The organism is Halomonas sp. H33-56 (assembly GCF_040147035.1).
GTDB lineage: Bacteria > Pseudomonadota > Gammaproteobacteria > Pseudomonadales > Halomonadaceae > Halomonas > Halomonas litopenaei.
Genome location: NZ_JAMSHP010000001.1, coordinates 1,908,538 through 1,920,731, shown reverse-complemented (window position 1 = coordinate 1,920,731; position 12,194 = coordinate 1,908,538). Strand labels below are relative to the sequence as shown.

Genomic DNA, 12,194 nt, shown 5'->3' with positions numbered 1-12,194 from the left:
CCTCGTGGTTATCGTGCGAGCGGCGGTCAGCCGCAATGCGGTCGTCAGTGCGGGCGGAGGCAGGAAGGGAGGTCGAAGACATCAGTAACTCCGGTTGTTGTCATGGTTGTTGTCATTGTTGATGGCGCCGAATCGAGGCCGGCGCCGAGAGACTCCTTTTCAGGCTATGCGCGAAACCCATCGTCAACTTGCCCGAGACTACGAAAACCTTGCCCGGGACTCAGGCAAACCGTGTCGTCGGACACAACGTCACCGCGACGAGAGGAGAAAAGTGACAGGTGGCTGAGCGCGAGAGCGGAGAGAGGCTGAATCGCTGTTTAGAAACCTGTGCGCTCCTGGGAGGGCGCCACCCCATGAACCCTGCGATAAGCTCGGGAAAAACTGCCCTGGTCACGAAAGCCCACCAGCGCCCCAATCTGCCCCAGCGGCAACTCGCTGTGACGGATCAGCGCCTGGGCGTGGCTCAACCGGCGTCGGCGAACATAGGCCTGCGGCGTCATCCCGGTGGCCTGGCGAAAGCTGGCGTGGAAGTGACCGGGGCTAAGCGCGCACAAGGACGCCAGGTCATCCACGCGAATGTCGCTGGCCAGGTGCCTATCGATCCAGTCGTCCAGCAGACGCAGATCGAGCCGACCGCTGACGCCCGTCGATCGTGTTGGGGCACAGGTTTCGCTGGAAGCCTCCAGATGGAGATAGAGCGCGCGTAACAGAAGCGCTGCGATATCGTTGCCCAGGGTGGGGAATTGATCCAGTTGCCGCATCAGGCTGTCGGCAAGTCGCTGCAATTCGGGGGGCACCGCGAAGAAACGCGGTCGCTCGAACAGTCGGGCCACGTCGACGTCTGGCAGCCCGAAGACCACCGGCACGTCGAGCACGAAGGTACGATTGTTGCCGTCTCCCAGGTAGTCGTGATGGCAGTTGCCTGGAATCAGGCAACCACGCTCGGCGGTGACCCGTTGCTCCCGCCCCTCAAGGGATAGTTCGGTACTGCCGCAGGTGGGCAGAATCAACTGGTGGTAGCCGTGCACGTGGGAGACGTGCTCGTTGGCCAGGGTCTTGGTCCTGAGATCGATCCGGCTCACGATCGCCTCGCCTGAAGAAGATACCTCTACCATGCCGCTCACCGAACAGCCTGACAAGCCGGGGCGAACGCCCGGCTTCACGCGACCTCAACGCTTGTCGCCTGGGCATCCTTGTGGCGGGGGCATGGCGGCCGTTGTCAGACTCGGCGTCTTCTCAACAGCGACCCTTCTTGGCCTGTCCCGGCGGGCAGAAGTCGCCACGCCGATCGTGGTCGTCGTAATAGCGATCATGGTCATGATCGTGATCATCGTGGCGATGGCGGTCATGGTCCCAATCGCGATCATGCCAGTCGTCATCACGGTGGTAGTCGCGGTCACGATGGTCGTCGACGACGATCAAGGGCTCTGCACTGATCCGTGCGGGATCGTAACTGCATCCCGCAAGACCCATCAGCACGAGCAAAAGTACGGCTGTACTCACTGTCTTCATGCGCACTTCCCGGCCACCTTCAGCAACGACCCTTCTTGGCCTGTCCCGGCGGACAGAAGTCGCCACCGTCATGATCTCGATGGTCGCGATGATCGTCATCGATGATGATCAGTGGCTCCGGCGAGACCCGTGCGGGGTCATAGCTGCAGCCCACCATCAACACGGCCATCACCAGGAAAACAATCCATCCAGCGGTTCGCATATGCATGACTCCTTCCGTTCAAATTGACACCAGCCTAACGCAAAGGTCGCCTTTTCGCCGCTGTCGACGCCCTGCAACACCCGGTGTCTGCCAACAGCGACAACTACTCTCTGGATCCGGCGCCCAGAAAAATGCCGCTCCCGGGGGAGCGGCATTCACACGGTTGACAGTGGCAAGCCTGTCAGAACAGTTCGTCGGGTTGCTGCTGGGGCAGGCCCTGCAGATCCAGCGGATCGACCACATCGGGCACTTCCTGCGCAGACTCACCCTGCTCGGCGGCCACGGTGAAGCGCGACGATGGCACCACCTGGTCGGTTTCCTCCGGCGGGACACCGTTGCCTTCGTACATCGGCTTGATACCCTCGATAACGAACATGTTGTCGTTGTAGTCGAGGTTGGATCCGGAATAGTCCTGAAGCACCAGATAGGTATCAGGAATCTCGTTACCTTCATCGTCCAGCGCCTTGAACACGCGAACGTAGTAGCCACGCTCCAGATCCGGCGAATCCGCCGGTGGCTTGCCCTTGCCGGGAGGATTCAACGAGGGATCGGAGGACAGGGTGGCCACCTCGAGGCCGAACAGATCGTTGCCTCCCCAATTGTCAGGAATATCGTCTCGGGTGAAGGTGGCTGCCGGTTCCTGACGATCAAGATAGGTCAGCGGCAGAAAGGACTGGTTCTGGTCCGCATCGTGGCGGATCAACTTGATATCCTGGGAGGTATTCTTGAAGGCGTGGAGTCCAAAGGCAGCCACACCCGCCCCATGCAGTGCGACTATCTGACTCACCTTGGCTTCATCGACCCCGTCGGCCAGGGTCCAGTAGCGCGACAGCACTTCCTCCTCGCTGACGGCGCGATAGAAACCGTAGTCATCGAAGGCCGAGCCTCTGGCGCCACCGTCCGTCGGAATACCGCCGATCCGGTTGCCGAATCCGGCCACATTCCAGACCTCGTCGACGGTCGGTTCCCAGCCGCCCTCATCCTGAGCCTGCCAGAACCCGGCAAGCGTCAACTCCTGGACCGGGGCATCGGCGTCGTTGGTCACCAGCCTCAGACTCCCGAAGAAGCTGCCGTCATCGGCGTTGCTGGCGGGCGGACGATAATTCGCGCGATCGAACAATACATCGATCTCGAGCGATTCCCCCGGTGCCAGTGTCACCCCTTCAAGGGCCGCCGCGTCAGCAAGCACGAAGGGGCCATCCAGTGAGACATCGAGAATGGTCAGCGGGTCGCTGCCATCATTGGAAATGACGGCGGTAGCACTTTCCTTGAAGTCCCGATCCGGGCCACCAAAGTCGTTTTCATCGAGATAGTTGAACAACAGGCGATCACTGAAGTAGTTGACGTCACCACTCTCCAGGTGGGCCACGGCCTCGGCAGTGACGGCGACTGGCGTCACATCCAGGTAGTCGATGCGCTGACTGCACAGATCATCGGACACCATGTGCAGGCGGTACTCGATCCCGGGCTCCAGCTCGACGTAGTAGGACTCTTCACCCGCCGTTCCTGCTCCGGGAAAGGACATCACGGTCAACGGCTTGCCATTGAGACTGAGGGCCAGATCCTCGCCACGCAGCACACCGGCATTCGCCGCCAGATCGAGCCGGTAGAGGCCTCGAGTATCGACCTCGAAGAAGAAGTCAGCGCTTCGCGGGTCGACGCTGAGCGCCGAGATGCCATCCTCAAGCTCGATGCGCACGCCATCGGTGGCGTCGGCTGGCCCGAGAACGGCGGCCCGAATCGCTTCCAACGACTGGTCGGGCACCCACAACAGGTCCATGTCCGGCCCAACCGCCGCCGGCGCGGTCACTACCAGGGTATTGATCCCCGCCTTCAGGCTGACCAGCACGTTATGATAGATCCAGTCAGCGTTATTCTCACTCAGCCCTGCGAAGTCGAGTTCATCCTGGGCGACACCGTTGATACTGAAAGACAGCGGTCGATCCGCCTTGGTCTGAGAAAGGTTGTAGCGGAAACCGATTTCATAGGTTCCCGCTTCTTCGACACGAATCGACCAGGTGATAGTCTGGTCTTGCGTGCCCCTGAAGTCGGCGTAGGCGTTCTCCGAGACGTCGCGCACGTCACCCACTTCGATCACTCGAGGACCGTTGAGCAGTGCATCCTCGGCCTCGTAGATGCCGAAACCGGGCGAAGGCTCGTGCACCACTTCCAGCTGATCCACGTTAGGCCCAGCCCGGGACACCGACTGCAAACGCACCTCGACATCGCCCGGCGTCAGGTTCACCTCGATATCCTGGGTCATCCAGAAACGCCAGCGGTCGGAACCCTCGAGGCTGTCCGGTGCCGGTGGAAAGTCGGCGATACCCACACTCAGGCCATTGACGAAGACCTCGAGAGGTCGATCCGAAAAGCCACCATTGGCATAGCGCACCCGCAGTACGGTGTCACCACCATCACCGGCTTCCAGGGTGAAGCCAAAGGTGATGGCATCGTCCGAGTTCCTGCCGAAATCAGCGTAACCGCCACCGACCCCGTCGTTGTCATCCAGATTGCCGTCATTGCCAAAGCTGCCCGGCTGTAGCCCCGGCACCTCACTGGCGATCCCTTCACGGATGATGATCTCGGCAGCGCCGCCCTCGCTGATGGTGGCGCTGGTGCCGTCGTCAGGGGTGTTGTCCTCGGCCTGGATGGTTGCCAGTATCCTCATCGAGTCAGTGCCAGCCCCTCCGGACGACATGGGTTCGACGGGATCCAGGCGGACCAGCTGACTCTCGCCGGTCCGGCGGTTCAGGGTGACCAGATACAGGCGCCCTGTGGCGGGGTTCTCGATGATATCCAGAGGATCGGTATAGGTGATGACCTTGCCGGCGGCATTCCGAAGAACGTCGTCACCGATGACCTTGCCTTCGGCATTCACCGTGATCCAGCGAATGTCGTCTCCTCCGGAATACTCGGTGATCAGCAGACTGCCCTTGAAGGCATTGCCGAAGGTATCACCGACGTATTCGGTCGCGCCGTTGGCAGAGCGGTTCTCCCCCAGCGAGTAGGCATCGTCGATGCGATAGTTGGGGTCGGGCTCGATGCCTGGATCGTAGGACGTGACCTCGTTGATGTCCTCCAGCCGGGTGGGGTTACCGCCGTTAAGGATGTACTCGTCCTGCAGAGGATTCGGGTGGCCGTAGTACCCCCCCTGCTCGACCTTGAACAGATAGTCATCCTGCTTGACCACGTTGGTCGCCGATTCGTCGATCAGCGTCGAGGGGTCATCCGGCACGGCACCGCCCGCCGCCGAGCCATTGGTCGGCGTGTACAAGTAGCCATTGGAGTGCCAGACCAGATCGTAGGCGTTGCGGACCCCGGTGGCGAAGATCTTGACCACGGCATCATCGACGAAGGGATCGTAGAAGCTCTCCAGCACGAGGCCATCAGCGTCCTGGACGCTGGCGACACCCTTGTCGTCAAACACCAGAAAGCGCCCTTCCTCCATGGGAATGGGGGCATTTTTCAGGTCATTGTCGACGTCGAGGAAGCGTGTCTGGTCTTCCGGCAGGGGCTCGGTGGTGACATCGAAGCCACCAGCGGGCGGCGAGCGCGTCGGATCCACCTCCAACACCGCCGCAGACAGCAGACGTTCGGGCCTATTGCCCCAGGCACTGTCGCCGTCCCCCATGGCGGTATTGGACCCCTGGGTCAGGTAAAGCAGATGCGAGGGTTCAGTGGGCGACGCCTCTGCATCAAACGCCGGATTTTCCCGAAACTCGATGCTGTTGGTGACGTGGTCCGCCACCGAACGGGGAAGTCCGGTCAGGTAGACTTCGGCACTACCGCTGAAGTCGTCTCCCTCGTCCAGGGTAATCTTCAACAAGCGACCGCTGAAGTCGGGGGTCGAGGTGTCGCGTCCGGACAGCGGGATCGGATAGTTGTCGGTCACCCACAACACCTTTGGATCGGTCGGGTCCACCGCGATGCCGATGATACCCCGCCGATTGTTGAAGGCGTCGGCGTCGGGCTCCATGAAGGGATCCAGGGCCAGCGACAGGGCCTCCCCGGGGCCCAGCGAGCCGTCCTCAGGGTCCAGCGCGTAGCGCACGATCTGGCCGCCCATGCTGACCACGTACAGCGCATCACCCCCGGCGCTGACCTCGAGGGAGGTAAAACCGAAGGCTCCGTCGACGGAACCGTTCAACTCCACCGTTCCCTCGAAGGCCACATCACTGGGCAGGATATCCGGTTCTGGCCCGGTAACGAAGGTATTGGTGTACTTCAGGAATTCCCGGGTCGGCAAACTGCTGTCGCTGTTGTCGCCACGATCCTGAAAGCCATCGATCACCAGGCTATAGCTGGTGAAAGGCTTCAGCGTTTCCTTGGGGGAAAGGGTAAGTGAATCGAAACCGCCGGTGGTGTTGATATCAAACGCCACCTCGATGCCGGTGACGGTCTCGAACAACCGTACCGAACCATCGCTCAGGCTCTTCAGGAGTGCGCCTCCTCGGCCCTCGACCACCTGAACGCCGACGAAGATATCGGAGGTGGGATCGACTCCGGTGGGCAGGCTACCGTCTTCCCTGTCCAGATCCACGACAACGGTATTGGTAGCAACACCGGCGATGGCCCGGGCATCGGTAAAGTGCGCATAGTCGAGGCTCGCTGGCTGGTCATCTTCCGGAGTCAGGTCCGGCAGCGGTCGGATCTCCAGATACTGCAGCTTGACGTTCTTGCTGTCGACGTCGAGCGCATCCAGCGTCAGACGACCATCGGTCACCTCAACCACCCGAGTGACCAGATCCGAACGCAGGCCCTCGGTGTCATTGGTCGGCGTCGCATCGATGGAAAAGTCGTCTGGACGCCCTGGGGCAAAGGCATCGGTGAAGGCAACACCCTCCGCATTGACCCCGTAGAAGGCGTCGAAGTTGCCGGAAGCGTCGCCCACCGACAGGGTCACCTCGTAGAAGCCGGGCTCCAGCTCAATTTCCCAGCCTGCATCGACGAAGCCGTCGCGCTCGCTGGTCATCTGGGCAAAGGTCGCCTGGCGCGGGTCCAGGCCGACGAAGCGCTCGGAGCGATCCACCAGGGTAAAAGCACCCTGACTCGCCAGCGACAATGGATCGGTGCCGTTCTCCGTGCCATCGGCAATGCTTTGCTCGGTGACCCAGCCGTAGCGGTAGGTCTTGCCGTCCACTTCCAGCATCTGTGTTCCAAAGGCCTGGCCGGTGTCCGCGACATAGCCCTCGGGAACGTCGGCCCCCTGTGGCTGGAAGTTGATCTTCAGTGTCGGACGCTCGCCGGGCTCGACGACGAGCGGAGACAGCTTGACCAGGTCAAGGTTGGCCCCCCCTGACGTGAGATTCTCAAGGCGAACAGAATGGGTTCCGGCTTCGAGCTTGAGTTCAAGCGACTCTTCCCGCCAGCGTTGCCAACCATCATCACCAGCCCCGGTGGAAGCAAACTCGAACTCGCCTACCCTGACGCCATCAATGTAGAGCGCCATGGGGCGATCAGCGTTGCCTCCATTGGCGTAGCGGGCGTCCAGTCGGAAATTGCCGCCTTCCTCCACGGTGACTTCGAATACCCCGGCATCGCCGACATCGTTGCCCAGGTCAAGGTAACCCTCGCCACTGTAGCCAGGCCTGAGCGAATCCACGCCATCGGCTTCCAGACGCGCCGTCGTATCGGCCGGGCTGCCTGGATCCGACTCCTGATCGTCGATGGTAAAGGTTTCCGCCTCGAACGACATGATGCCTGTTTCCGGCTCCGGATCGGGATCAGGATCAGGATCGGGATCGGGATCGGGATCAGGATCAGGATCTGGGTCAGGGTCGGGATCTGGGTCAGGGTCGGGATCTGGTTCGTCTTCCACCTTTACCAGTGTCAGCTGATCCAGGTTGGGTCCCTGGCCCACGCCACCCTGTTCCGCCGTGGGGATCGACAAAAACAGCTGATGCGAACCCGGCTCAAGCTCAAGTTCGACCGTCACCTCCTGCCAGCTGCTCCAGCCACCGGTTCCAGGAAAGCTCACCGACGTCGTGACGCCGCCATCCACCTGAAGCGCCAACGGACGATCACTGTTGCTGCCGTTGGCATAGCGCAGGGTCAATTGGTAGCTGCCTGCCGTATCGACACTGATGTCATACTGGACACCATCACCGGGATCCCTGCAAAGATCCACATAGGCATTGTCGACAGCACCGGGCCTGGCGTTGCTACCCGACACCACTTCGGTGACAGCGCCGGAGGGTCTACCGCCAACGTCGATGATGGTGCCCTCTTCCGCCTGCCAAACCAGAAGATCGGCATCCTGTGGCACCACCAACATCTGGGCGGTTCTTCCCGTGATCGGGCTGACCATCTCATCGTTACTGCTCATGGTGACTCCATATATTTTCTACATGTCATACCCCATGAAAACCGTTTTACATTCGGAAACAAATAGCAAATATCTTACACCAACATCAGAAGTTGAGGGTTTTTTTGATCCAACTACTTCGTCTTGATCAACTCGCCCTTCCACAACAGAACTTTTTTGACGCATCCAAAAGCGGCCGAAAACCTATTTACTCCCTCTAAAAACAATGACTTCAATATTCCTCACAATAATCGTCGACAAAATCAGCACAGAATTCTTCAAAAATTCAACAAAAGAATACGGAAACATCTATTGCGATTCTTCATTTTTATGCCGTTTTACATAGATTTGTAAGCTCTAAAAAAGTCGTTTCGGCGAACTTCTCCCTAGCCTCTCACTCCCTGCCAACTCCATACTTCATTCCATCAGATTTCGGACACCCTGCACGACAAGGTGCTAAACGACGTCAGGCATCACTCTTCGCTCCGGCTGCCAACACCACCAGAACTTCGCCGCAAATCCAGAAAACGAGACGCCTTTACATGACCCCCACCCGTTACAATATTCGGGAGGCGATACTTCGCTGCCGACGCGGCCTCTTCGACGTCGGACTGTTCAGCCTGTTCATCAACCTGTTGATGCTGGTGCCTTCGCTATACATGCTGCAGGTGTATGACCGGGTGCTGGCCAGTCGCAGCGTCGAGACCCTGGTCATGCTGACGTTGGTCGTGGTGTTCCTGTTCGCCGTCATGGGCGGACTCGAGTGGGTTCGCTCGCGACTGCTGGTGCGCATCGGCAATGCCCTGGATGAACGGCTCCAGCCGGCTATCCATCAGGCCATCTACGATCAGGCCCTGCGCCGTCCGGGTGCCACCTCGACCCAGGCGCTGGATGATTTGGCCACGCTGCGCCAGTTCGTCTCCGGCCCCGCCCTGCTCGCCTTCTTCGACACGCCATGGATCCCCCTCTACCTGGGGGTACTAACGCTGTTTCATCCGCTCTACGGGCTCTTTGCCCTGGCCGCCGGCATCCTGTTGCTGGCCCTGGCCGCGATCAACGAGGCCTGCACCCGGGGTCTGCTGAAACAGGCTGGCGCCCACCAGGTCGCCAGCCGTGATGAAACCGCCGCCAACTTGCGCAACGCCGAGGTGCTCCATGCCATGGGCATGCTGGAGAGCGTAAAGCGACACTGGCAGTCGCAGCACCGTGACTCCCTCGCACTGCAATCCCGGGCCAGTGATCGTTCAGGTGTACTCACCCACCTTTCGAAGATACTAAGGCTGCTGTCCCAGTCGCTGATCCTCGGCCTGGGGGCATGGCTGGTACTGAAGGCGGAATTGACCCCAGGAATGATGATCGCTGGCTCGATCCTGCTGGGGCGAGCTCTGGCCCCCATCGATCAACTGATCAATGGCTGGAAGAGCTTTATCGCCGCCCGTAACGCCCGTGAACGCCTGGGCCAACTCATCGACAGCGAGGCACCATCACCACCGATGCCGCTGCCCGCCCCGAAGGGCCAGCTTTCCCTCCAGCAGGTATGTGCCGGCCCGCCTGGAGCGACCGTCGCCTCACTCAACGCGATCAGCGTCGACCTCAAGGCTGGCGAACAACTCGCTATCGTCGGCCCGAGTGCCTCGGGAAAATCGACCCTGGCACGGGTAGCCCTGGGCATCTGGCCGAGTCTCGACGGATGCGTACGCATCGATGGCGCCGACATCCTGCGCTGGGAACGCAGCACCCTGGGGCCCCACCTGGGCTATCTGCCCCAGGACGTGGAGCTGTTGGCCGGAAGCATTGCAGACAACATCGCTCGCTTCGGCCCGGTCGACGCCGACGCAGTACTCAAGGCAGCCCACCTGGCCGGCGTCCACGAGTTGATCCTCAAGCTCGACGAAGGCTACGACACCACCATCGGACACGGCGGCACGGGTCTATCCGCCGGCCAGCGTCAACGCATCGGCCTTGCCAGAGCCCTGTACGGCGAACCATCGCTGGTGGTGCTGGACGAACCCGATTCCAATCTGGACGAAAGCGGTGAGCGAGCCCTGGTGGAAACCCTGGTCCGCCTGCGCCGGCTCGCCACCACTACCCTGGTGATCACCCACCGACAGCGCCTGCTGGCCCAGGTCGACCGGGTAATGTTCCTCGACAACGGCCGAGTGACGTCCCTGGCTCCTCCCTCCCGGCCGGCGGGGCAAGACTCAAGGGAACGGTGTCCTCGGCACGGGTGGTGAAGCAAGTCGCCGGTGCCGGCACGCCCTCTTCTCAACGAGCCCCGTCCGGCGTTGCGCCATCGAACCCGCTGCCAACGGATCCCCCTTCATCCAACAGCTCGAGGACACCACGATGAGCGCTCAAGTCTCTACTTCGGTGCCCGTCGAGACCGCCGCCATCGACTCGAGCTCGGCCACCGCCGGTCCTGAGAATCAAGTACCGGTGGACCTTCGGCCCTATCGACGCTGGGGCCTTGCCATCCTGCTGGTGGCCTTCGGCGGCTTCGGGGTCTGGTCGGTCACCGCTCACCTGGCGGTGTCGGTGGTCGCCCCCGGTTCGGTCTCGGTGGAAAGCTTCACCAAGACGATCCAGCACCTGGAAGGCGGCATCGTCGCCGACGTGCTGGTCGAGGACGGTGATCACGTGGAAGCCGGCGACCCACTGATCGTGCTGGACGACACCCAGGCGCTGGCGCAACAGCGCATCGCCGAGACCGAGTACCTGATCACTCGGGCCAGTGAGGTGAGACTGCTGGCGGAACAGGCCGACAGCGACAGCCTGGTCTTTCCACAGGAACTGATCGCGTCCAGCAATTCGCGGGTTCAGGAGGTGCTGGGCGTGCAGCGGCGCCTGTTCGAGGTACGCCGGCAATCGCTGGACGATACGCTGGCCGCCCTGGACCAGCAGATTCTTCAACTGGAAGAGCAGATCACCGGCCTGGGGCAAACCCGTTCGATCACCCAGCAACGCATCGACTCGCTGGAGGGTGAGGTCGCCAACCACCTCAAGCTGTTTCGTGACGGCATGATCAGCAGCCAGCGTCTGCGTGAGCTGGAACGCGAGAGCCTGGAGTACCAGAGTGACAACGCGGGACACGCCTCGGAGATCGCCCGACTGCGCGCCCATATCAGTGAAAACACCCTGAACAAGCAGATTCGCCTGCAGGAATTTCAACAGCAGGTGGGCGAAGCGCTACGTCAGGTCCAGGCCGAGGTCGCCGACGCCGAAGAGCGCCTGGTCGCCCTCAATGACACCCTCGCGCGCACGCGAATCACGGCCCCTGTGGCGGGTACCGTGGTGGACCTGCAGGTACATACCCTGGGCGCCGTGGTACGTGGTGGCGACCCGCTGCTGGACCTGGTCCCGGCCGGCGACGGTTTCGTGATCGAGGCCCGCGTCCCCAACCACGATGTGGATCACCTCTACCCCGGCCAGTCGGCGGAAATCCGCTTCAGCGCCTTCAACCAGCGCCTGTCCAATGTCATCGACGGCGAGGTGGTCCGCGTCAGCGCCGACAGCTTCGAGGACGAGGCCACCCGCCAGCGCTACTACAAGGTCCGCGTCGGCGTGACCGACCTGGGCAAATCGCAGCTGACCGACAACATGCGTCTTGTCGCAGGCATGCCGGCAGAGGTGATGATCCTCACCGGGGAGAGAAGCTTCGCCAGCTATATCACCAAACCGATCAACGACATGCTCGCTAGGGCAATGCGCGAGGAATGACGAAAGACCAATCACCAAACCACTGATTCAATGGCGACATGCTAGCCCGGGCAATGCGTGAGGAATGACGAAAGAGCAATCACCAAACCACTGATTCAATGGCGACATGCTCGCTAGAGCAATGCGTGAGGAATGACGAAAGAGCAATCACCAAACCACTGATTCAATGGCGATATGCTCACTAGAGCAATGCGCGAGGAATGACGAAAGAGCAATCACCAAACCACTGATTCAATGGCGACATGCTCGCTAGGGCAATGCGCGAGGAATGACGAAAGAGCAATCACCAAACCGCTGGTTCGATGGCGCCATGCGCACGCGCAGACTGCCAGTTCCAGGAAGGCCCCCCCCCAGAGGGATCAAGCAGTAGGATCAAGTACTGGGATCAAGCAGAACAAAATGACGAGGACCGAGTTGGACCACTCGGCTCGATGATGGCAAGAAAAAGAACTGCGCGGA

General features: G+C 61.0%; 6 protein-coding genes. 2 read left to right on the top strand and 4 right to left on the bottom strand.

Annotation, left to right across the window (positions count from 1 at the left end; translation table 11 throughout):
• Nucleotides 1–317: 317 nt before the first annotated feature.
• From NFH98_RS08300 to NFH98_RS08285, 4 genes are all read right to left on the bottom strand, one after another.
• On the bottom strand, nt 318–1,082 hold the full coding sequence (locus NFH98_RS08300) for an AraC family transcriptional regulator (protein WP_349622500.1): 765 nt from the start codon (nt 1,080–1,082) through the stop codon (nt 318–320).
• A 154-nt stretch (nt 1,083–1,236) separates the two neighbouring features.
• Nucleotides 1,237–1,512 (bottom strand): hypothetical protein, encoded by a 276-nt coding sequence (locus NFH98_RS08295; protein WP_349622499.1) that lies wholly within the window; start codon nt 1,510–1,512, stop codon nt 1,237–1,239.
• 19 nt (nt 1,513–1,531) lie between these two features.
• Nucleotides 1,532–1,714: a hypothetical protein gene (locus NFH98_RS08290; protein WP_045994856.1), complete on the bottom strand. Its 183-nt coding sequence runs from the start codon at nt 1,712–1,714 to the stop codon at nt 1,532–1,534.
• A gap of 181 nt (nt 1,715–1,895) precedes the next feature.
• Nucleotides 1,896–8,039: a carbohydrate-binding protein gene (locus NFH98_RS08285; protein ID WP_349622498.1), complete on the bottom strand. Its 6,144-nt coding sequence runs from the start codon at nt 8,037–8,039 to the stop codon at nt 1,896–1,898.
• 521 nt (nt 8,040–8,560) lie between these two features.
• On the opposite strand from NFH98_RS08285, the gene NFH98_RS08280 reads away from it, so the two are divergent.
• Both NFH98_RS08280 and NFH98_RS08275 read left to right on the top strand, forming a co-directional pair.
• On the top strand, nt 8,561–10,252 hold the full coding sequence (locus NFH98_RS08280) for a type I secretion system permease/ATPase (protein ID WP_349622497.1): 1,692 nt from the start codon (nt 8,561–8,563) through the stop codon (nt 10,250–10,252).
• A gap of 112 nt (nt 10,253–10,364) precedes the next feature.
• Nucleotides 10,365–11,735 (top strand): HlyD family type I secretion periplasmic adaptor subunit, encoded by a 1,371-nt coding sequence (locus tag NFH98_RS08275; protein WP_108132759.1) that lies wholly within the window; start codon nt 10,365–10,367, stop codon nt 11,733–11,735.
• The last annotated feature ends 459 nt before the right edge of the window (nt 11,736–12,194 follow it).